This is a genomic window from Nonomuraea sp. NPDC049624, from assembly GCF_040675255.1.
Classification (GTDB): Bacteria; Actinomycetota; Actinomycetes; order Streptosporangiales; family Streptosporangiaceae; genus Nonomuraea.
Window position 1 is genome coordinate 702168 of sequence record NZ_JBFAOR010000005.1, and the last position, 21259, is coordinate 723426.

The 21259-nt window shown below is 74.2% G+C and carries 19 protein-coding genes; 6 read left to right on the forward strand and 13 right to left on the reverse strand.

The features are described 5' to 3' along the window. The first annotated feature begins 65 nt into the window (after positions 1–65). Positions 66–1577 carry an acyl-CoA synthetase gene (locus AB0J76_RS24195; protein ID WP_364390516.1) on the forward strand — a complete coding sequence of 504 codons (1512 nt, stop codon included), beginning with the start codon at positions 66–68 and terminating at the stop codon, positions 1575–1577. A 15-nt stretch (positions 1578–1592) separates the two neighbouring features. Here AB0J76_RS24195 and AB0J76_RS24200 read toward each other — a convergent pair whose 3' ends face one another. Together AB0J76_RS24200 and AB0J76_RS24205 are read right to left on the reverse strand one after the other, a co-directional pair. Next, positions 1593–3206, reverse strand: a complete 1614-nt coding sequence (locus AB0J76_RS24200) for a benzoate-CoA ligase family protein (protein WP_352330532.1) — start codon at positions 3204–3206, stop codon at positions 1593–1595. Between the two features lie 66 nt (positions 3207–3272). Then, positions 3273–4232: a LysR substrate-binding domain-containing protein gene (locus AB0J76_RS24205; protein WP_352330530.1), complete on the reverse strand. Its 960-nt coding sequence runs from the start codon at positions 4230–4232 to the stop codon at positions 3273–3275. Between the two features lie 64 nt (positions 4233–4296). Between AB0J76_RS24205 and AB0J76_RS24210 the strand changes: the two genes are divergently transcribed. Continuing rightward, complete coding sequence (locus tag AB0J76_RS24210) at positions 4297–5541, forward strand: MFS transporter (protein WP_364390518.1); 1245 nt, start codon at positions 4297–4299, stop codon at positions 5539–5541. A 37-nt stretch (positions 5542–5578) separates the two neighbouring features. Further along, positions 5579–6772, forward strand: a complete 1194-nt coding sequence (locus AB0J76_RS24215; protein ID WP_364390520.1) for a S8 family serine peptidase — start codon at positions 5579–5581, stop codon at positions 6770–6772. 40 nt (positions 6773–6812) lie between these two features. Here the strand turns inward: AB0J76_RS24215 and AB0J76_RS24220 are convergent, their stop codons facing one another. The 5 genes from AB0J76_RS24220 to AB0J76_RS24240 are packed head-to-tail and all read right to left on the reverse strand — an operon-like array spanning position 6813 to position 12253. Next, positions 6813–7772, reverse strand: coding sequence for an aldo/keto reductase (locus AB0J76_RS24220; RefSeq protein ID WP_352327508.1), 960 nt, complete (start codon positions 7770–7772; stop codon positions 6813–6815). After that, the gene (locus AB0J76_RS24225) at positions 7769–8641 is read right to left on the reverse strand and encodes a branched-chain amino acid ABC transporter permease (RefSeq protein WP_352327509.1); all 873 of its coding nucleotides are present in this window, start codon (positions 8639–8641) and stop codon (positions 7769–7771) included. Before AB0J76_RS24225 ends, AB0J76_RS24220 begins: the two co-directional genes overlap by 4 nt. Further along, a complete protein-coding gene (locus tag AB0J76_RS24230) occupies positions 8641–9792 on the reverse strand; it encodes an ABC transporter substrate-binding protein (RefSeq protein WP_352327510.1) in 1152 nt (383 codons plus the stop codon). The genes AB0J76_RS24225 and AB0J76_RS24230 overlap by 1 nt, the downstream gene beginning before the upstream one ends. Next, positions 9789–11507, reverse strand: coding sequence for an ATP-binding cassette domain-containing protein (locus AB0J76_RS24235; RefSeq protein WP_352327511.1), 1719 nt, complete (start codon positions 11505–11507; stop codon positions 9789–9791). The genes AB0J76_RS24230 and AB0J76_RS24235 overlap by 4 nt, the downstream gene beginning before the upstream one ends. Then, positions 11507–12253 (reverse strand): ABC transporter ATP-binding protein, encoded by a 747-nt coding sequence (locus tag AB0J76_RS24240; protein ID WP_352327512.1) that lies wholly within the window; start codon positions 12251–12253, stop codon positions 11507–11509. Before AB0J76_RS24240 ends, AB0J76_RS24235 begins: the two co-directional genes overlap by 1 nt. Before the next feature lie 185 nt (positions 12254–12438). Between AB0J76_RS24240 and AB0J76_RS24245 the strand changes: the two genes are divergently transcribed. Then, complete coding sequence (locus AB0J76_RS24245) at positions 12439–13788, forward strand: amidohydrolase family protein (RefSeq protein WP_352327513.1); 1350 nt, start codon at positions 12439–12441, stop codon at positions 13786–13788. 43 nt (positions 13789–13831) lie between these two features. Here AB0J76_RS24245 and AB0J76_RS24250 read toward each other — a convergent pair whose 3' ends face one another. Beyond that, a complete protein-coding gene (locus AB0J76_RS24250; RefSeq protein ID WP_352327514.1) occupies positions 13832–14668 on the reverse strand; it encodes an aldo/keto reductase in 837 nt (278 codons plus the stop codon). Between the two features lie 116 nt (positions 14669–14784). On the opposite strand from AB0J76_RS24250, the gene AB0J76_RS24255 reads away from it, so the two are divergent. Next, positions 14785–15612 carry a metallophosphoesterase gene (locus AB0J76_RS24255; RefSeq protein ID WP_352327517.1) on the forward strand — a complete coding sequence of 276 codons (828 nt, stop codon included), beginning with the start codon at positions 14785–14787 and terminating at the stop codon, positions 15610–15612. Between the two features lie 13 nt (positions 15613–15625). Here AB0J76_RS24255 and AB0J76_RS24260 read toward each other — a convergent pair whose 3' ends face one another. From AB0J76_RS24260 to AB0J76_RS24275, 4 genes are read right to left on the reverse strand one after another with little or no spacing between them, the layout of a single operon-like run. Continuing rightward, positions 15626–16270 carry a response regulator transcription factor gene (locus AB0J76_RS24260; RefSeq protein ID WP_352327515.1) on the reverse strand — a complete coding sequence of 215 codons (645 nt, stop codon included), beginning with the start codon at positions 16268–16270 and terminating at the stop codon, positions 15626–15628. Beyond that, positions 16261–17502 (reverse strand): histidine kinase, encoded by a 1242-nt coding sequence (locus AB0J76_RS24265; protein WP_352327516.1) that lies wholly within the window; start codon positions 17500–17502, stop codon positions 16261–16263. Before AB0J76_RS24265 ends, AB0J76_RS24260 begins: the two co-directional genes overlap by 10 nt. Before the next feature lie 11 nt (positions 17503–17513). Then, positions 17514–18308: an ABC transporter permease gene (locus tag AB0J76_RS24270; protein WP_364390525.1), complete on the reverse strand. Its 795-nt coding sequence runs from the start codon at positions 18306–18308 to the stop codon at positions 17514–17516. Further along, the gene (locus AB0J76_RS24275; protein WP_352331169.1) at positions 18305–19231 is read right to left on the reverse strand and encodes an ATP-binding cassette domain-containing protein; all 927 of its coding nucleotides are present in this window, start codon (positions 19229–19231) and stop codon (positions 18305–18307) included. Before AB0J76_RS24275 ends, AB0J76_RS24270 begins: the two co-directional genes overlap by 4 nt. Positions 19232–19405: 174 nt before the next feature. On the opposite strand from AB0J76_RS24275, the gene AB0J76_RS24280 reads away from it, so the two are divergent. After that, positions 19406–19624 carry a hypothetical protein gene (locus AB0J76_RS24280; protein WP_352331170.1) on the forward strand — a complete coding sequence of 73 codons (219 nt, stop codon included), beginning with the start codon at positions 19406–19408 and terminating at the stop codon, positions 19622–19624. A 103-nt stretch (positions 19625–19727) separates the two neighbouring features. Here the strand turns inward: AB0J76_RS24280 and argG are convergent, their stop codons facing one another. Continuing rightward, complete coding sequence (argG, locus tag AB0J76_RS24285; RefSeq protein ID WP_364390527.1) at positions 19728–21176, reverse strand: argininosuccinate synthase; 1449 nt, start codon at positions 21174–21176, stop codon at positions 19728–19730. Positions 21177–21259 lie beyond the last annotated feature (83 nt).

The window sequence follows — 21259 nt, forward strand, 5'->3', positions numbered from 1 at the left end:
GGTCGGCGGGCGCCTCCTTCGTCGGGTACGATCGCCGAACATCATTCGGCATGGGGGTGCCCAGCATGACCACGCGCCAGCACACGATCGGCGACCTCCTGCGGCGCTCGGCCGCCAGGTTCCCCGCCAAGACCGCCGTGATCTACGGCAACGTCCGGCAGAGCTACGCCGATCTCGACCTGGAGGTCAACCGCACGGCCAACGCGCTGGCGGCGCGCGGCGTGGCCAAGGGCGACCGGTTCGCCCTGTTCAGCCATAACAACCACGCGTTCGTGGTGGCCTACTTCGCGCTGGCCCGGCTGGGCGCGATCTCCGTGCCGATCAACTTCATGCTCGGGCCGCGCGAGGTGGCCTACATCCTGGAGCACTCCGGCGCGACCGGGATGCTGGCGGAGGAGGCGCTGCTGCCGGTGGCCGAGGCCGCGGCCGGGCCCGCGGTGCGGGTGCGCGGCGTGATCGGCGCGGCCGAGGGCTGGGAGTCCTTCTCCACCTGGCGCGGCGACGACGCCGAGCCGCAGGTGGAGATCGCCGCCGACGACCCGATCCAGCTCATGTACACCAGCGGCACCGAGTCCCGGCCCAAGGGCGCCACGCTGTCCAGCGGCAGCCTGCTGGCCCAGTACGTGAGCTGCGTCGTCGACGGCGAGATGAGCTCCGACGACGTCGAGGTGCACGCGCTGCCCCTCTACCACTGCGCCCAGCTCCACTGCTTCCTGACGCCCGGCATCTACCTGGGCGCCACGAACCTGATCCTGCCGGGCGCCGACCCGGCCTCGATCCTGGCCACCATCGAGGGCGAGCGCGCGACCAAGCTGTTCTGCCCGCCCACGGTCTGGATCGCCCTGCTGCGCCACCCCGACTTCGACCGCCGTGACCTGTCCTCGCTGCGCAAGGGCTACTACGGCGCCTCGATCATGCCGGTCGAGGTGCTGAAGGAGATCTCGGCCCGGCTGCCGGACGTGCGCCTGTTCAACTTCTACGGCCAGACGGAGATGGCGCCGCTGGCCACCATCCTGCGTCCCGAGGAGCAGCTGACCCGGCTGGGCTCGGCCGGGCGGCCCGCGCTCAACGTCGAGACCAGGATCGTCGACGACGAGGACCGGCCGGTCGCGCCGGGCGTGGTCGGCGAGATCGTCCACCGCAGCCCGCACGCCATGCTCGGCTACTGGAACGACCCGGACAAGACCGCCGAGGCGTTCCGCGGCGGCTGGTTCCACAGCGGCGACCTCGGCGTCATGGACGCCGACGGCTACCTGTCGGTGGTCGACCGGAAGAAGGACATGATCAAGTCCGGCGGCGAGAACGTGGCGAGCCGCGAGGTGGAGGAGGTCATCTACCAGCATCCGGCGGTCGCCGAGGCGGCCGTGTTCGGCGTCCCGGACGAGCGGTGGATCGAGGCCGTGACGGCCGCCGTGGTGCTGCGCGAGGGCGCGGGGCTGACCGCCGCCGAGCTCAACGCGTTCCTGCGCGAGCGGCTGGCCGCCTTCAAGACGCCCAAGAACGTGGTGTTCGTGGACGCGCTGCCGAAGAACGCCTCGGGCAAGGTGCTCAAGCGCGAGCTGCGCGACGCCTTCTGAGCCCCCGGGGTCCGGTCACTTGCCGAGCAGGTCGGCGGCCAGTTGCCGGAGCACCGCGCGCTGGATCGTGCCCGTCGCCGTCCTCGGCAGCTCGTCCAGCACCAGCACCTCGTGCGGGCACCGGTCGGCAGCCAGGCCCGCGCGGCAGAACGCGATCAGCTCGCCCGCGTCGATCGGGCGGCCCGGCCTGGGCACCACGCAGGCGACCGGCCGGTCCGGCCCGTCGGCGCCGGTGTGGGCGACCACCGCGCACTCGGCGACCGAGGGGTGCTCCAGCAGCCGGGCCTCGGCCTCCAGGGGGGACACCCAGGCCTCGCCCGTCCTGATGAGGTCGGCGGAGCGGCCCAGGAAACGGTAGGAGCCGTCGGCGTCGCGGGCGCAGGTGTCGCCGGTGCGCAGCCACTCGCCCTGGAACGCCTGGCGGGTGGCGGCGGTGCGGCACCAGTAGCCGGTGGCGATCGAGTCGCCGCGCACGTACAGGTGGCCGGGCTCGCCGTCGGGGACGGGCGCGCCCGAGTCGTCCAGGAGGCGCACCTCGTAGCCGGGCACGACGGCGCCCGAGCCGGCGGGGCGGGCCCGGCCCGGACGGCCGGAGAGGAAGACGTGCAGCGACTCGGCCGAGCCCAGGCCGTCGATGAGGTCCACGCCGAAGCGGCCGGTGAAGCGGCGGTGGAGCTCGGCGGGCAGCGCCTCGCCCGCGGCGACGGCCAGGCGGACGGAGGCGAAGGCGTCCTTCGGGGCCTCGGCGGCCAGCAGCGCGGCGTAGAACGACGGGCTGGCGAAGAACAGGGTGGGGCGCTCGGCCAGAAGGCGTTCGGCCACGCCGGCCGGGGTGGGCGCGGCGGGGTCGAGGATCGTGGTCGCGCCGGCGGCCAGCGGCAGGATCAGGGAGTTGCCGAGCCCGTAGGCGGAGGACAGCCGGGCCGCCGACAGGCACCTGTCCTCGGGGCGCACGCCGAGCACCTGCCGCCCGAACCCCTCATAGACGTCGCGCAGCGCGCCGTGGCGGTGCATGGCCGCCTTGGGCGCGCCGGTGGTGCCGGCGGTGTAGAGCCACAGCGCGGGCGAGTCGGGCCAGGTGTCGTACGAGCCGGTCGCGCCCCGGCCGGCCTCCAGCACGTCCGACCACAGGCAGACCGGCACGCCCGGCTCGACCGCCGCCGCCGGGCCCCCTCCGGTCGCGGTGGCGATGCGCGCGACGTGGCCGGGGGCCTGGCTCGCGTCGGTGAGCACGAGCGCCACGACCTCGGGCGCCGACAGCAGCGCCTCCTGCACGGCCGGCTCGAACTCGGGCGCGGAGACGACGACCCGCGCCCTGGAGTCGCGGATCAGCGCGCCCAGCTCGGCCCCGTCGTACAGGGCCGGCACGGGGACGGCGACCGCGCCCATCCGCAGCACGGCCAGGATCGTGATCAGCGTCTCGGGCCGGTCGGGCAGGACGAGCAGCACGCGCTCCTCCGGCCGCACGCCCATCACCCGCAGCCCGCCGGCCAGCTCGGCGACGTGCGTGGCGAGCTGGGCGTAGGTCATGGCGCCCAGCGGCCCGGTGACGGCGACGCGGTCGCCGTGCCCGGCCTCGACCAGGCGGTCGGTGAGATGGACGCCGGCGTTGAACGACTCGGCAGGCATGGTCGTCCCCATCCGCAGAAGGGCGTGTGCAGCTGAATCCTCCATAGAGAATCGATGAGCCGTCAACTACTTCTGCGAGGACGGGTGTCGGCAGGGCCGCAACCCCGGGCCGACGTCGGCCGCGCCGGAGCGCACGTGGTCCAGGAAGGCGCGCACGGCGGGCGTGAGCCGGGCCCCGGCGGGCCAGCACGCGCCGATCGTCCGGAACACCGGGGGCGACAGCGGGATCTGCACGACGCCCTCGGCGGGCGTCAGCCGGGGCAGCACGGCCACGCCGAGCCCGGCCGCCACCAGGCCGCGCACGGTCTCCGACTCCTGCCCCTCGAAGGCGATCCTGGGCGTGAACCCGGCCGCCGCGCACAGGTCGTCGGTGATCTGGCGGACGCCGTAGCCGTGTTCGAGCGTCACCAGTTCCTCCCCGGCCAGCTCGGCGGGCCGCACCCGGGCGCGTCCGGCGAACCGGTGACCGGGCGGCACGGACAGCACCAGCTCCTGGTCGGCGAGCGGGTGCCCGGCCAGGCCCGGGTCGCCGTCGGGCAGGGGCGCGACGAACACCAGGTCGATCTCGCCCTCGGCGAGCGCGCGCAGCATGTCCTGACGCGAGCCCTGCGCCAGGCTGAACCGCACGCCCGGGTGGTGCTCGCGGAAGCCCCGGATGAGCGAGGGGACGAGTGTGCGGCCCAGCAGGTGCAGGAACCCGAGCACGATCCGGCCGCTGCCGGGGTCGATCTCCTCGCGCACCTCGCGGGCGGCCGACTCCATGGTGGCCAGCGCCCGGCCGGAGGCGGCGGCCAGGACGCGCCCGGCCCTGGTCAGGCGGATGCCCCGCCCGTACGGGACGACGAGCGGCGCGCCGACCAGGTCGGCCAGCGCGGCCAGGCGGCGGCTGGCGGTGGGCTGCGGCATGCCGAGCAGCTCGGCCGCCCGCGTGACGTGCCCGGTCTCCCCCACGGCGGCCAGCAGGGCGAGCGTGGGAGCCAGCCCGGCGGCCAGCCGCTCGTCCACGAGCTCGTATTCATCCACCACAGCATGAATTATCGTCTATTTCCGCATTGGACGTATTTATTAGCCTTGCTTAGCGTTTCCAGGCGTGGCGGTCATCGAAGCTCAACGAGTCGGCACCCGGCGGGCCGGTCCGGCCGTGGCGGCGGCCGGCGTCTCCTCCTTCGCCCTGCTGTACGCGCCGCAGCCCGTCCTGCCGCAGCTGGCCGCCGACTTCCGGCTCGACCCCGGCGGCGCGTCGCTGGCCGTCGGCGTGGCCACGGCGGCGCTGGCGGTGGCGGTGCTGCCGCTGGCCGCGCTGGCGGAGGTCGTCGGGCGGCGGCGGATGATCGTGTGGTCCGTGCTGGCCTCGGCGCTGATCGGGCTGGCGCTGCCGCTGGCGCCGACGTTCCCCGTGCTGGTGGCGATGCGGGCGGCGCAGGGGGTGGCGGTCGCCGGGTTCGCCGGGGTCGGGGCGGCCTACCTGGCCGATCTGGTGGGGGCGACGAGGCTGGCCGGGGCGGTGGGCGTGATGATCGCCGGGAACTCGGTGGGCGGGATGCTGGGCCGGCTGGGCGCCGGGTTCGCCGCCGGGCCGTGGGGGTGGCGGGGCGCGCTGCTGGTGGTGGCCGGCGGGTCGCTGCTCTGCTCGGCGTACGCGGCCCGCACGCTGCCCGCCCCGGAGCCCGCCCCGCTGCCCGCCCCGCTGCCCGCCCCGCCGCCCGCCCCGGAGCCCGCCGGACGCGCCCCACGGGCCGGGGGCGGCGGCCGGATCGGGACGGCGCTGCTGGCGCCGTACACGGTGGGGGCGCTGGGCGTCGGCGCGTTCGTCGCCCTCTACAACGCCGCCTCCTTCCGGCTGTCCGCGCCCCCGCTGTCGCTCTCCCCCGCCGCGGCCTCCCTGGTCTTCCTCTCCTACGCACTCGGCACCGCCTCCTCGGCCGCCGCCGGCCGGCTGGCCGACCGCCTGGGACGCCGGGCGGCCCTGGTCGCCGCCCTGGCCGTGACGGCCGCCGGCTCGGCGCTGACCGCGCTCGGCCCCCTGGCCGCGGTCGTGACCGGGTTCGCCGTGCTGACCGCCGGGTTCTTCGCCGCGCACGCCGTGGCCAACGCGTGGGTCGCCGCGCAGGCCCCGCCGGCCGCCCGCGGGCGCGCCGCCGGGATCTACACCCTGTGCTACTACCTCGGCAGCGGCGCCGGCGGCACGGCCGGCAGCGCCGTCTACGGCCACGCCGGATGGACCTGGCTGATCGTCCTCACCTCCGCCTGGCTGCTGCTGGCGATCGTGGCCGTGCTCGCCGCGGGCCGGCGAGCACGGGCTGTTGCCAGGCGACCCCTGCAGGAGTACGCCTGACATCACAGGGGTGGGCTACTCCCGGGAGGGGAAGACGATGGCCGACCAGTTCATCGTGTTGCGCGATCTGAGCAGGACCCGCATGGCCGCGCCGTTCGAGCGGGCCGCCGCCGTGGCCGAGCCGCCGAGCGAGCCGCACGTCGAGGTCACCGGACTCGGCAAGCGCGAGGTGGCCGACCTCGCGCGGGACCCGTCGGTGGCCGCGGTCGCCCGGCCGATGCCGACCACCGTCCCGGGCGCGCCCGAGGACGTCGACGCCCCGCCGCCGGAGGCGGAGGCGGGCGCGCAGGTCACGTGGGGGGTGCGGGCGCTGGGCGCCGACGCCTCCAGCCGTACGGGGGCGGGGACGGTGGTCGCCGTCCTCGACACCGGCATCGACGCCACGCACCCGGCCTTCACCGGGATGACGCTGGTGGAGGAGGACTTCACCGGGTCCGGCCGGGGCGACAAGGTCGGCCACGGCACCCACTGCGCCGGCACCGTCTTCGGCCGCCCGGTCGACGGCATGCGCATCGGCGTCGCGCCCGGCGTGGAACGGGCGCTGATCGGCAAGGTGCTCGGCGACGACGGCAAGGGCTCGACCGCCGAGACGGTCAAGGGCCTGCTCTGGGCGCTGGGGAACGACGCCGACGTCATCACCATGTCGCTCGGCATCGACTTCCCGGCCGCCATGCGGCAGCTGGAGGAGCGCGGGCTGCCGCAGTTCCTGGCCACGTCGATCGCGCTGGAGTCGTACCGGGCCACGTTGCGGCTCTACGACTCGCTGATGCGGATGATCGCGGCCAGGGCGGCGTTCGGGGCCGGCACGATCGTCGTCGCGGCCACGGGGAACGCCAGCCACCGGGAGCTGCGGCCGGACTTCGAGGTCGGGCCGGAGCTGCCGTCGGCCGCCGAGGGCATGATGGCCGTGGGCGCGGTGCAGCGGCTGCCGTCCGGGCGGCTGGGGGTCGCGCGCTTCTCCAACACCTTCCCGCAGGTGTGCGCGCCGGGCGTGGACGTGGTCTCGGCCCGTACCGGTGGCGGGCTGACCAGCAAGAGCGGCACCAGCATGGCCGCGCCGCACGTGGCCGGGGCGGCGGCGCTGTGGTGGCAGGAGCTGCGGGCGAGCAGCGACCGCGCGCGGGCCGCTGCGGTCACCGGCCGGTTGCTGCTGACCGCCGCGACGGACGTGTTCGTCCCGGACGCCGACACCGCGGACCTGGGGGCGGGGCTGGTCCAGGCCCCCCGCTGAGCCGGCACGGCCGGTCTCCCCGGCCGCGGTGGTGAGACCATCAGGGGCCTTCGGGGTCCACCGTGTCGGCGTCGGCCCAGAACGGCGCGGCCAGCTCGCGCAGCCGGGCCGCGCCGACCCGGTCGAGCAGGGCGAGCGCGCCCGCGTTGTCGGCGAGCTGGGCCGTGCTCGTGACGCCGAACAGCACGCTGGCCACCGCCGGATGGGTCAGGCAGAACGCCACGCACACCTGCGCGGGCGTCGCGTCCAGCCCGGCCGCCACCTCGGCCAGCCCGGCGGCGGCCGTCGCGGCCCGCGCGCGCACGCCGCCGGGGTCGGGGAAGACCGGCCGGGCGGGCCTGTCCTTCCCCGCCAGCAGCCCGCCTTCGAGCACGTCGCTGGCCTGCAGCGAGACGCCGGCGTCGAACACCTCGGAGAACGGCACCCCTTCCGGGATCGAGCGGCGGCACGGGTTGTACTTGAGCTGGGCCAGTTGCGGCCCCGGCGAGCCGAGGTCGCGGGCGTGGTTGCGGATGGTCAGGATCGAGGTGGCCGACCAGTTGTTGACGCCCCAGCAGCCGAGCAGCCCCTCGGCCTCCAGCGCGGCCAGCTCGCGGGCCAGGCGGCGCAGGTCGAGGTCGTCCCGGTGCACGTCGCCGACCACGGCCAGGTCGGCGTGGTCGGTGCCGGCCCGCAGCAGCGCGCGTTCGAGCTGGTCGCGCAGCGGACGCCCGGGATGGTCGTCGAGCCAGAGCTTGACCGAGAGCAGGTAGTCCTCGCGGGCCAGGCCGGCGGCCCTGACCATGGCCGAGAAGAGCACGTCGGTGAAGACCGGCCGCTGCCCGGGCAGGCCGTAGACGCCCACGTCGAACAGGTTGACGCCGATCTCCACGGCGTGCCGCAGCAGCTCGACGGCCGCGCCGAAGTCCATCCGATCGTAGGTGTGCCAGGACCCCAGCGACAACACCGACGCCTCGGGGCCGTGCGCGCCGATCTGGCGCTGGGGGACCTTGACCGTCATACGTTGGCCTCCGAGTCCCAGACCTGGTGGCGGCTGCGCCACCACAACAACGCCACCATCACCAGGAACGGCAGCACCCCGCGGTACTGCTGCACCGCCTCCAGCGAGGCCGTCACCCCTTCCAGGCAGCCCAGCAGCAGCCCACCGGCCAGCGTCAGCCACAGGCTGCTGAACGCCCCCACCATGGCCACCGCCAGCGCGGTCGTGACCAGGTTGCCCAGCGTGGAGAAGTCGCCGCCGAGCCGCGGCGCGACCAGGACGATGACCAGCGTGCTGACCGCGCCGATCGCCACCCAGACGGCCAGCGCGAGCCGGGGCGCGGGGATGCCGACGACCTGCGCGGTGGCCGGTCGTTCCGACAGCGCCTGGAGCCGCAACCCCACCCGGGTGCGCCCGAGCAGCAGGCCCACGCCGACCGTGATGAGCACCGCGAACGACAACGACACCAGCACCGCCTGCGGCACGACCACCTCGCCCACGGTGAAGGCGGGCGCGTCGAACGGCTGCGGGAAGCGCCGCGCGCCGCTGGTGTTGTTGCCGAACAGCCGCAGCCCGACCGACATCAGCGCGACGAACACCGCCACGGTGACGGCCGCCTTCGTGCGCAGGTCGTGCTCGCCGAACCAGCGCACCAGGCCGAGGCCGAGCAGCGCCGAGACCAGGCCGCCGGCCAGCGCCCCGAGCGGGAGCGCGAGCCAGACGTCCAGGCCGGCGTCGGTGAGGGTGACCATGACGAAGGCGCCCATCGCGCCCACGGCCGCCATCGCGAAGTTCACCACCGCGACGAGCCGGTAGGTCAGGACGACGCAGAGCCCGAGCAGCGCGTACACGCCGCCGCTGGTCAGGCCCGCGACCACGGAGTCGAGCATCAGCCGTTCCGCTTCGGGACGATGAAGCCCTCGGGCAGCACCGTCCACTTGCCGTTCTCGGCCTTGACGAAGCGGCTGCCCTCGATGGGGTTGTGCGTCTGGCCGGGGCCGAACACCCAGGGCGTGCCGACCATGGGGTAGGTGATGGGCTGCATCGACTTGAACGCCTTGGTCACCGACTCCCGGGTGATGTCCCCCTTGATCGTCTTGAGGACCTGGACGAACACGTCGGCCGCCATCACCCCGCCCTGGCTGAACGCGGTCTTCTGGATCTTGTTGTCGTTGACGATCTTCGCCCACCGCTCGTTGCCCGGCAGCGTCTCGTCGGTGTACGGCTGCCACTCGGTGCCCGCCTGGGCCTTCATGCCGGCCGGGATGAGGGCGGCGTTGGCGTCGGTGTAGGCGTTGGCCATGAGGATGAAGTCGACGTCCTGCATGCCCTGGGTCTTGGCCTGGGCGAACCAGGGCCCGACCTGGGCGTTGTAGACGACCGCCTGGCAGCCGCCACTCTTGAGCTTGACCAGGTACGGCGTCGGGTCTCCCTGTCCCACCGAGGTGTCCTTGACGGTCAGCGTCTTGCCGGTGATGTCGCTCCACTCCTTGATGGCCGCGTCGATGCCGCCGCCGCTGCCGGGCAGCACGGTGAAGGCCAGGCACACCTTGTCGTGCTTGAGCGTCTCGGAGGCGTAGTAGAGCATCGCGGTCAGCAGCTTGAACGGGCCGGGGTTGACCGGCGCGATGTTCGGGCTGGTGAAGCAGGCCGGGTCCACGCCCACGGCCGGGATCGAGACGATCTGGGCCTTGCTGTAGGTGGCGCGGTTGAGCCCGCAGTCCACGGCGCTGGAGGAGCCGACGAACGCCACGACCTCCTCGGAGTCGATCAGCTCGCGCGCCGCCTCCGTGGAGCGCTGCGGGTTCATCGCGTCGTCCTTGCTGATCAGCTCGATCTTGCGGCCGTTGATCCCGCCGGCCTTGTTGACCTCCTCGAAGACGGCCTTGACCGCCTGCGGCACCTCAGGGGTCTGGAACAGGCCGGTGACGCCGTTGACGGCCCCGACCTTGATGGGCCCGTCGGTGCCCGAGCCGCCGGAGCAGGCCGTCAGAGCGGTCAACAGGCCGAGGACGGGCAGGGCCACGAGTACGCGTTTCACGATGTCTCCTCCAAGACGGTGCCGAGGTAGGCGGCCCTGACGGCCGGTGCGTCCAACACGTCGAGCGTCGGCCCCGAGGCGATCACGTGCCCGAAGTCCAGCACCGTGACCTGGCCGCAGGCGGCTCGTACGAGATCCATGTCGTGCTCCACCAGCAGGATCGACACGCCGAAGCGGGCCGGGACCTGGGCCAGGCGGCGGCCGAGCCGCAGCGACTCGGCGGCGGACTGGCCGGCGGCCGGCTCGTCGAGCAGCGCGACCTTCGGCCTGGCGGCGATCACGGCGGCGACGTCGAGCAGCCTTCTGGTGCCCGCGTCGAGGATCGAGACCGGCACCTCGCCGGGCGGGCAGCCGAAGAAGCGCAACACCTCCTCCGTCTCCTGCCTGGGCAGGCGCCGCCCGGCGACGATCGCCAGGTACTCCTCCTGCGTCAGCTCCGGGGCGATGGCGGTGGTCTGGAACGTGCGGCGCAGCCCGCGCCGGGCCCTGACGCTCGGGCTGAGCCGGTCGAGTGGCTGCCCGGCGAGCACGACGGAACCCTCGTAGCGGGCGGCGAAGCCGGTGACCGCGGAGATCAGCGTGGACTTGCCGGCGCCGTTCGGGCCGATCAGGCCGGAGACGCCGAGGGCGGGCACGGTCAGGTCCACCCCGTCCAGGGCGACGACCTGGCCGAACCGCACGCTCAGCCCGCGGATCTCCAGCACGTTGCCCTCGCCCGCCGCCGGGGGAAGCGGGGCGGGCTCCGCGGCGGGCGCGGCGGACGCGGCCTCCAGCAGGGGGCGGGCGGCCCGTTCGCGCCGGCGGGCGCGGGTGAAGTCGGTCTGGCTGACCCCGCTGCGCAGGGCGAAGATCGCCATGACGCCGAACAGGATGCCGCCGAGGTCCTGCGGCAGGCGCAGCTTCTCCAGGACCGTGGCCATGACCGCGCCGAAGATGCCGCCCAGGACGGCGCCCTCGGTGTTGTGCGGCCCGATGAGCACGGCGGCCGCGAACAGCGCCAGCGACTGCATCATCGCGAAGTTTCCGGAGACGACGAGGCCGAGCTGTCCCGCCATCAGCCCGCCCCCGATGCCGGCGATGAACGCGCTGATGGCGAAGGCCGTGAGCTTGCTGCGGGCCACGGAGATGCCGTGCGCCGCCGCCGCCCGCTCGGAGTGCCGCAGCTCCAGCCACGACCGCCCGATCCTGGTCCGGTTGACCAGCGCCAGGCCGATCGCGATCAGCACGAACACGGCCATGGCCAGCACGAAGTACGCCGCGTCGGAGGAGAAGGGCTCCGGCCGGACGAGCGTCTTCAGCTCGGTCGTGCCGGGGAACTGGTTGGCGTTCAGCACGATGTCGGTGGAGACGGCGAAGCCGAGCGTGACGACGGCCAGGTTGACGCCCCGGATGCGCAGCGCGGGCAGCCCGATCGCGACGCCCACCGGCACGGCCGCCAGGCCGCCGAGCACCAGCCACAGCAGGAAGCCGCCGGGCGCGTCGGCCAGGTTCAGCCGCAGCACCACCCAGGCCCCGATCGCCGCGAACGACATCTGGCACAACGACATGACCCCGGCCCGCCCGACGATCACGCCGTAGCTCTGCATGAGCACGCCGCTGACCACGGCCGCGACCGCCAGGTAGATCCAGTACGGCGGCAGCACCCAGGGCAGCACCGCGCACGCCGCGACGGCCAGCCCCAGCCCGGGACCCCAGGTCTTCAGCAGCGCGTTCATCAGCTCCCGCCTTCCGTGCCGGCCGCCCGGGCGAGGCCGTCGTCGGTGACGGCGCCGAAGTAGAACTCGTGCAGCCGGTCCTGCGCCCCGCGCAGTTCCTCGCACGGGCCTTCGAAGACCACCCGGCCCTTGCGCAGCACGTACGCGCGGGCGCCGATCTCCAGCGCCAGGTTGGCGAACTGCTCGACGAGCAGCACCCCGATGCCCCGCTCGGCCAGCTCCCGCACCGAGCCCATCAGGCGGCGGACCACGACCGGCGCGAGCCCGAGCGACATCTCGTCGATGAGGACGACCTTGGGCCCGGCGATCAGCGCCCGGCCGATGACGAGCATCTGCTGCTCGCCGCCGGACAGGTTGGCGGCCGGCAGGGTGCGCCTGCGGTCCAGCTCGGGGAAGATGTCGTAGACCATGGCCGGGTCGCCGTCGCCGGAGACCAGCAGGTTCTGCTCCAGCGTGAGCGTGCGGAACACGGTGCGGGCCTGCTCGGCGTACCCGAGTCCGGCCTGGGCGCGGCGGTAGGTGGGCAGGCCGGTCAGCGGCGTGCCGGCGAGGGCGACCGTGCCGGCGGCGGGGGCCAGGCCCGCGATGCCGTCGAGCAGGGTGGTCTTGCCGGCGCCGTTCGCGCCGAGCAGCACGGTGACCGTGCCGGGCGCGACGCCGAGGCTGACCTCGTGCACGACGGGCACCTCTCCCCTGGAGACGCTGAGGCCCCGTACGTCGAGGACGTCGTCCGCGGGAGCGCCCATCAGCGGCTCCGGCGGCGGTCGTCGGCCGCGGCGGCCGGCGGCGCGTGCGCCGGTCCGCGAGGGGCCCGATCGATGATGCGCCGTGCCTCGAAAGGTAGAGGCATCGTCACCTCCCGGCACGAAATCGTATCTGATTCCATGTACGTTATGCGGATGGAAATGAGAGTGTCCAGAGCGGAGCGGATATGAAATCTGCGGCTGACAACAGGTCGGCGGATCTGGTCATGACCGGCGGCGTCGTCCACACGATGAACGCGGCCGGCCATCTCGCGTCCGGCATCGCGATCAAGGACGGACGCATCGTCAGGGTCGGCACTCCACTGCAGGTCCAGGCCATGGTGGGCCCGGGGACGCGGGTCGTGCGCCTGCGCGGCAGATCGGTGTTGCCCGGCATCAACGACAGCCACCTGCACGGCGCGTGGCTCGGCCTGCGCTGGCCCGACCTCCTGCTGGACCGGCTGACCGGCACGGCCGACCTCGTCCCCGACTCCCGGCTGGGCAAGCAGGAGGAGCGGCGGGCGGCGATCCTGCGCGCCGGCGACCTGCTGGCCTCCCTGGGCATCACCAGCTACACCGAGCCCGGCCTCGGCCCGTGCGAGCACGACGGCGGCGGGCGCTTCGGCGTCGAGGTCCTGCGCGAGTACGCCGGGATGGCCGCGCGGGGCGAGCTCAAGGCGCGGGTGAGCGCGCTGCTGCTGTTCGCCGAGGTGGACGGGCGCAGCTCACTGCCCGACCTGGTCGCCGGGCTGCGCGACCTGACGCCGCCCGCCGAGGTGCCGGGCTGGTTCAAGGTGACCGGGGTGAAGATCTTCGCCGACGGCATCCCGCCGATGCGCACGGCCTGGAGCGACGAGCCGTACGAGGACGGCACGCACGGCGCCCCGCTGGTCGAGGGCGGCTCGGAGGACGAACGCGAGACCGCCCTGACGACCATGATCGAGACCGCCGCCGCGGCCGGGCACCAGGTCGCGGTGCACGCCACCGGCAGCCGCGCGACCAGGACGGTCACCCGCGCCCTGGCCGGAGCCCCCGGGCGACGCCACTACCTCGTCCACGGCGACGTCCTGCATCCGGACACCCTCAAGACGATGGCCGCGGCCGGCATCGGCCTGACCACCCAGCCGGGCATCGCCGCCGCCGCCTCCCCCATGCTGCGCGACGCCCTGGGCCAGGCCGCGCTCGGGCACGCCTGGCCGGTGCGGGACGCGCTGGCCGCCGGCGTACGGCTCAGCCTCAGCTCCGACGCCCCCATGCTCACCCCCGACTGGCGGCACGGCGTGGCCGCGGCCGCCACCCGGTGGGCCGTCGAGGGCGCGCGCGACCAGCGGCTCGCCCTGGACCAGGCGCTGCGCGCCTACACCAGCACCCCGGCCTGGCAGGAGGGCGCGGAGTCGTGGAAGGGCTCGCTGGAGCCGGGCAAGGTCGCCGACCTGTGCGTGCTCGACGACAGCCTGCTGGACGCGCACCCGGCCGACCTGCCCGAGGTGCCGGTCGCGATGACGATGGTGGACGGCAGGATCGTCTACGAACGCTGACGGGGGCCGCTCGCGGGGGCGCGTCGGGGGGCACTCTTGGGGTTTACAGCTCCACGTGGTGGTCGGGGTCGCCGCCGAGGCGGCTGCCGCCGCCGCCCAGGGCCGAGATGCGCGCCATTTCCTCGGGCGACAGCTCGAAGTCGAAGACCTCCAGGTTGTGGCGCATCCGCCCGGGGTCGGCCGACTTGGGGATCGGCACCGCGCCGAGCTGCACGTGCCAGCGGAGCACGACCTGCGCGGGGGTGCGGTCGTGCGCGGCGGCGATCTCGGTGACGGCCGGGTCGTCGAGCAGCTTGCCGCCGGCGCCGAGCGGGCTCCACGACTCGGTCGCCACGCCGTGCCCGGTGAGCCAGGCGAGCAGGCCGGGCTGGGGGAAGCCGGGGTGCAGCTCGACCTGGTTGACCGCGGGCCACACGCCGCTCGCGTCGACCACCCGCTCGATCTGCTCAGGGGTGAAGTTGGAGACGCCGATCGAGCGGGCCAGCCCCTCCTCCCGCAGCCGGACGAACGCCTTCCAGGTGTCGACGAACAGCCCGTGGCCGGGCAGCGGCCAGTGGATGAGGTAGAGGTCGACGTAGTCGAGGCCGAGGCGGGACCGGCTCTCCTCGAACCCGCGCAGCGCCAGGTCGTAGCCGTGCTGGGCGCCGCGCAGCTTCGTGGTGACGAACAGCTCCTCGCGCGGCACGTCCGACTCGGCGACCGCCGCGCCCACGCCGCGCTCGTTGCCGTAGCTGGCGGCGGTGTCGATCAGCCGGTAGCCGAGCGAGAGGGCGTGGCCGACGGCCTGGCGGGCCTGGCGGTCGTCCATCGGCCAGGTGCCGAGGCCCAGGCGCGGCATGGCGCGGCCGTCGGAGAGCACGAGGGTCGGCGCGGTCGTCATGGCGGTCCTCTTCGTGGTGCGGACAGGTGACGTACCTACCCGCCGCCGCGATGATCAACCTGCGCGGCGGACCGCGCGCCACATCGCGGCGCGGGCGGCGTACGATCCGAGTCGTGATCACCGCTCCCCGCCTGCTCGCCGTCAGCGACCTGCACGTGCACCATCCCGACAACCGCGCGTTCGTCGAGGAGCTGCGCCCCGGGTCGGACGGCGACTGGCTGCTCGTCGCGGGCGACGTCGGCGAGCTGACGACGGACATCGGCTGGGCGTTGCGGCTGCTGGCCGACCGGTTCGCGAGGGTGGTCTGGGCGCCCGGCAACCACGAGCTGTGGACGCCGGCCCGCGACCCGGTGCGGCTGCGCGGCGAGGAGCGCTACCGGTACCTGGTGGAGCTCTGCCGCGATCTCGGCGTGCTCACGCCGGAGGACCCGTACCCGGTGTGGGAGGGGGCGCGCGGCCCGGTCACGGTGGCGCCGCTGTTCGTCCTGTACGACTACACCTGGCGTCCGGAGGGCGCGACGACCAAGGAGGAGGCCCTGCGCACGGCCTACGACGCGGGGATCGTCTGCACCGACGAGGTCATGCTCCACCCCGACCCCCACCCCGGCAGGGACGCCTGGTGCGCGGCCCGGGTCGAGTACACCGAGGCGCGGCTGGCCGCCCGGCCCGCGGGGCTGCCGACCGTGCTGGTCAACCACTATCCGCTGGTCCGCGAGCCGACGCGGGTGCTCACCCATCCGGAGTTCGCGCAGTGGTGCGGCACCGAGCGCACCGCCCGCTGGCACCGCGAATACGACGCCGCCGCCGTCGTGTACGGCCACCTGCACATCCCGCGCCTGACCCACCACGACGGCGTGCCGTTCATCGAGGTCTCGCTCGGCTACCCGCGCGAGTGGCGGCCGCGGCCGAACCCGCCGGCGCTGCCCCGCGTGATCGACGTGTGAGCGCCGGCCCGGGTCAGCCCTCCAGGTAGCGCAGGATCGCCAGCACCCGCCTGCTGTAGCCGGTGTCGCGCGGCAGGTCGAGCTTGTCCATGATGGCGTTGACGTGCTTCTCCACGGTGGACGCCGAGACGTGCAGGCGCTCGGCGATGGCCGCGTTGACCAGCCCCTGGGCCAGGTGCGCCAGCACCTCCGACTCGCGCGGGCTGAGCCGGCTCAGCGGGTCGGCGCGGCTGGTGCGGGCCAGCAGCCGCCGCACCACCTCGGGGTCGAAGGCGGTGCCGCCGGCGCGTACGCGCTCGAGCGAGTCGAGGAAGTCGGCCACCTCCGAGACCCGGTCCTTCAGCAGGTAGCCGAGCCCTTCGGCGGGCCCGGCCAGCAGGGTGGCGGCGTAGTGGGGCTCGACGTACTGGGACAGGACGAGCACGCCCACCTCGGGCCGGCGCGCGCGGATCTCCAGGGCCGCCCGCAGCCCCTCGTCCTTGTGGCCGGGCGGCATGCGCACGTCGATCACCGCCACGTCGGGCCGATGGTCGGCGACGGCGGCCAGCAGCGCGGGCGCGTCGCCCACGGCCGCGACGACCTCATGCCCGGCCTCGGCGAGCAGCCGGGTCAGGCCCTCGCGCAGCAGCACGGAGTCGTCGGCCAGGATCAGCCGCACGGCGGCTCCTTGGGCAGCGTGGCGACGATCTTCGTGGGCCCGCCGGGCGGGCTGTCCACGGTGAACGCGCCGTCGAGCGCCAGGACCCGGCGGGCCAGCCCGGACAGGCCGCCACCCGCGGGATCGGCGCCGCCCCCGCCGTCGTCGGAGATCGCCACGCTCACCGTCCGTTCGTCGTCGGCCACGACGACCAGGATGTCATGGGCACGGGCGTGCTTGACCGCGTTGGTGATCGCCTCCCTGGTCACGAAGTACAGGGCGGTCTCGATCTCCGTGGCGGGCCGGGCCGACAGCCCGTAGTGGACGGTGACCGGCACCGCGGCGCGTTCGGCGACCCCGGCCAGCGCGGCCTCGATGCCCAGCTCGTCCAGGGCGGTGGGGTAGATGCGCCAGGCGACGCTGCGCAGCTCGTCCAGGAGGCGGCGGGACTCGGCGTAGGCCTGGTCGACCAGCTCGGCGGTCCGTTCGTGGTCGTGGCCGTGCCGGGCCCGGCCGAGCAGCATGGCCAGGGCCACGCCGCGCTGCTGGACGCCGTCGTGCAGGTCGCGTTCGATCCGGCGGCGCTCGTCGTCCACGGCCCGGACGATGCCCGAGCGGGTGGCGGTCAGCTCGGCGATGCGGCGGCGCATGAGCTCCCGGCCGCCGGGGCCGAGGAAGTGGGCGGCCAGGCGGCGTTCGAGCACGCCGGCGGCCAGGGCGAGCAGCGCGGTCACCGTCAGCAGGGCCACGCCGCCGGTCAGGCCCAGCATGCCGCCGGTGGTGACGATCCGGACGCCCGGCAGCTCGACGGGGACGGGGTCCGAGCCGCCCACGATCAGGTCCCACGCCCCGCCGCCCAGCAGCAGGCCGCCGACGAACAGGGCGACGGCGCAGCCGTACCCGCCGAGCACGCCCAGGGCGGCGCGGGCGGCGAGGTAGGCGTAGCCGCCGTCGCGGGTGGGGGCGGGGTGGCCGAACCACCGGGTCAGCCGGGCGCGTTCGAGCGCCATGAGCCGCGCCGCGCCGCGCCGGGCCAGGGGACGCGCGGCCGGGACCAGGATGGCGGGCCAGGCCAGGCAGAGGAAGGCCAGCTCGACCGCGCCGAGCGCCATGCCCGCCAGCACCCCGGCCAGCGACTTGACCGCCCGGCTGCCGGTGTTCTCCTGGTTGCCCGGCATGGGCTCGAATGCCTTGACCGCCCGGCTGCCGGTGTTCTCCTGGTTGCCTGGCATGGGCCCGAAGTTGTCCGACACGGGCCCGAAGTCTAGGCGTCGCGGCGGCGCAGCACGGCGTAGCCCGCCGCCAGCGCCGCCGCCGCCCAGCCCAGCAGCCAGGCCAGGCCCTCCCCCGCCGAGTACGGGACGGGCCCGCCGGTCAGGTTGTCCTCGCTGCCCATGAACGCCAGCCCGGCGAACGTCGGCATGCGCAGCGAGAAGTCCAGCGCCGCCTGGCTCCCGGTCATCAGCAGCACCAGCGGCAGGCCCAGGAGCAGCATGAACACCACGGTCAGCGTGCCCGCCGCGCTGCGCATCGCGGCCCCGGCGCCCAGCGTGGTCACCGCCACCAGGGCGAAGAACGCGCCTGCGCCCGCCACGTCCCGCACGGCCTCCCCGAACGGCAGCACGACCAGCCCGCCGAACACGTCGGCCTGCAGCACCACGTAGACCGCCGCCGTCGCCACCGCCCCCGACAGCACCCCGGCGGCGAACATCACCGGCGCCACCACCAGCGCCTTGGCAGCCAGCACGAGCCCGCGCACCGGCGTGGCCTGCAGCGTGACCCTGATGCCGCCCGAGGAGTACTCCGACGTGATCGCCAGCATGGCCAGGGCGACCAGCGCGAACTGCACGAACGACGTGGCCGACACCACCGACTCGCTCGCCGTCACCCGCGCGCCGGGCGCCCCCTCGCGGACCGCGTCGGTGGCCGCGGCGGCTGCCAGGGCCACGGCGGTCAGCACCATGAGCGCCGCCGCGCCGGCCAGGCACCACCACGTGGACCGGACCGACCACAACTTGCCCCACTCGGCCCGTGTCGCCTGCCACAACGCCGCCGTCACGCGCCCGCCTCCGTCGTCCCGTATGTCGTCCCGTACTCCACGCTGCTCTCCGTCAGCTCCTGATAGGCCTGCTCCAGGGACGCCTCCCGGGTGCGCAGGCCGTGCAGCCTGATCCCGGCCTCGTAGGCCAGGTCGCCCACCCGCTCGACGGGCGCGCCGGTGGCGACGACCTCGTTCTCGGCGACGCGCTCGGCGGCGATCCCGGCGGCGCGCAGGCGTCCGGCCAGCTCCCCGGCGTGCGGGGTGCGGGCCAGCACGGCCGTCAGCGAGCTGCGCCCGATGACCTCGGCCAGAGGCGCGTCGGCGATCAGCCGGCCCTTGCCGATCACCACCAGATGGTCGGCGGTGAGCTGCATCTCGCTCATCAGATGGCTGGAGACGAACACCGTGCGGCCCTCGGCGGCCAGCGACCGCATGAGCCGGCGCACCCACCGCACGCCGTCGGGGTCGAGCCCGTTGACGGGCTCGTCGAACAGCAGCACCGCCGGGTCGCCGAGCAGCGCGGCGGCGATGCCGAGCCGCTGGCTCATGCCGAGCGAGAGCGCCCCGGCCCGGCGGTTCGCCGCCCCGGCCATGCCGACGCTCTCCAGCACCTCGTCCACCCGCCGCACGGGGATGCCGTTGCTGCGGGCCAGCGCGGTCAGGTGCGCCCGCCCGCTGCGCCCGGGGTGCAGCGCCCGCGCGTCGAGCAGCGCGCCGACCGTCCGCAGCGGGTTCCTGATCCGGTGGTACGGCACGCCGCCGACGAGCGCCGTGCCCGCCGAGGGCCGGTCGAGCCCGAGGACGAGCCGCATCGTGGTGGACTTCCCGGCGCCGTTGGGCCCGAGGAAACCGGTCACCGCGCCGGGTCTCAGCTCCAGCGACAGGTCGTCCACCGCCGTCCGGTCGCCGTACCGCTTGGTCAAACCCTTCAGACTGATCACGAGGGTCAACGCTAGGCAGCAGGAGGGCGGGCCACCATGGGGCCCGGCCGCCGACCTCGATGGCGGAAAACCGGAACAGACCAGGTCGCGGCGCCGTCCGGCCGGGGCGGCCGCGCCCAAACAAGACGGTGCCGTTGCCCCGCGTTGACGTGCGGCTCACTACGGTTGCCGAGCATGACCGAAGACAAGAGCCGGAACCGGCGGCGGATCAGCATCGACGAAGCGGGCCTGGACAAGCGCAGGTCCGCGATCCAGGCGCTCATGGAGCTGCCGCCGCCGGCGGTGCCGGAGCAGGCGGCCGCCTACGCAGAGGCGACCGTCTTCACCGAGGAGACCGTCTTCGCCGAGGCGGCTGCGAGCGCTCCGCGCGCCCCCCGGCCGGACTTCGGCTGACCCCGCCCCTCGCGGGTGGCCCGGCCGGGGCGGGGCCGGGCGGGTGGCACAGCCGGAGCGAGGTCCCGGGCCGCGTGGGCGGCCCGGGGACGGCCCGGGGCGGTCAGTCGGTGCCGAGTTCCATGGCGGCGCGGTCGAGCAGTTCGTCGTCCTCGGAGACCTCGCCGCGCGAGGCGATGGCCTCCGCGCCGCCCTGCGGCATCGCGCCGATGAGGCCGGTCGAGGCCGCCTGCGCGGCGCCGATGAGCGCCGGGTGGGTGGTGCCGACCATGCCGAGCGTGGCGTACTGCTCCAGCTTGGCGCGCGAGTCGGCGATGTCCAGGTTGCGCATGGTGAGCTGGCCGATGCGGTCGACCGGGCCGAACGCGGAGTCCTCGGTGCGCTCCATCGACAGCTTGTCGGGGTGGTAGCTGAAGGCCGGGCCGGTGGTGTCGAGGATCGAGTAGTCCTCGCCGCGGCGCAGCCTCAGGGTGACCTCGCCGGTGACCGCCGTGCCGACCCAGCGCTGCAGCGACTCGCGCAGCATGAGCGCCTGCGGGTCGAGCCAGCGGCCCTCGTACATGAGCCGGCCGAGCCGCCGGCCCTCGTTGTGGTACGTGGCCAGGGTGTCCTCGTTGTGGATGGCGTTGACCAGGCGCTCGTAGGCGGCGTGCAGCAGCGCCATGCCGGGGGCCTCGTAGATGCCGCGGCTCTTGGCCTCGATGATGCGGTTCTCGATCTGGTCGGACATGCCCAGGCCGTGCCGGCCGCCGATCGCGTTGGCCTCCATGACCAGGTCGACCGGGGAGCCGAACTCCTTGCCGTTGATCGTGACCGGGCGGCCCTGGTCGAAGCCGATGGTGACGTCCTCGGGGAGGATCTCGACCTCGGGGTCCCAGAAGCGCACGCCCATGATCGGCTCGACGGTCTCGATGCCGGTGTCGAGGTGTTCGAGGGTCTTGGCCTCGTGGGTGGCGCCCCAGATATTGGCGTCGGTCGAGTACGCCTTCTCGGTGCTGTCGCGGTAGGGCAGCCCGTGCGCGAGCAGCCACTCCGACATCTCCTTGCGCCCGCCGAGCTCGGAGACGAAGTCGGCGTCGAGCCACGGCTTGTAGATGCGCAGGTGGGGGTTGGCCAGCAGGCCGTAGCGGTAGAACCGCTCGATGTCGTTGCCCTTGAACGTGGAGCCGTCGCCCCAGATCTGCACCTCGTCCTCGAGCATGGCCCGCACCAGCAGGGTCCCGGTGACGGCGCGGCCGAGCGGCGTGGTGTTGAAGTAGGCCCGGCCGCCCGAGCGGATGTGGAACGCGCCGCAGGTGAGCGCGGCCAGGCCCTCCTCGACCAACGCGGCGCGGCAGTCGACCAGGCGCGCGAGCTCGGCCCCGTAGGCCAGCGCGCGGCTGGGCACCGAGGCGATGTCGGGCTCGTCGTACTGGCCGATGTCGGCGGTGTAGGTGCACGGGACGGCGCCCTTGTCGCGCATCCACGCGACGGCCACCGAGGTGTCGAGACCGCCGGAGAAGGCGATGCCGACCCGCTCGCCGGTGGGCAGGGAGGTGAGAACCTTGGACATAGAAGAAGATTATGCATTGCAACGCATGTTCATGCAAAGCCAGCCCCTCATCCGGGTGCGGGACCGGGATTTCCGGCGCGGGG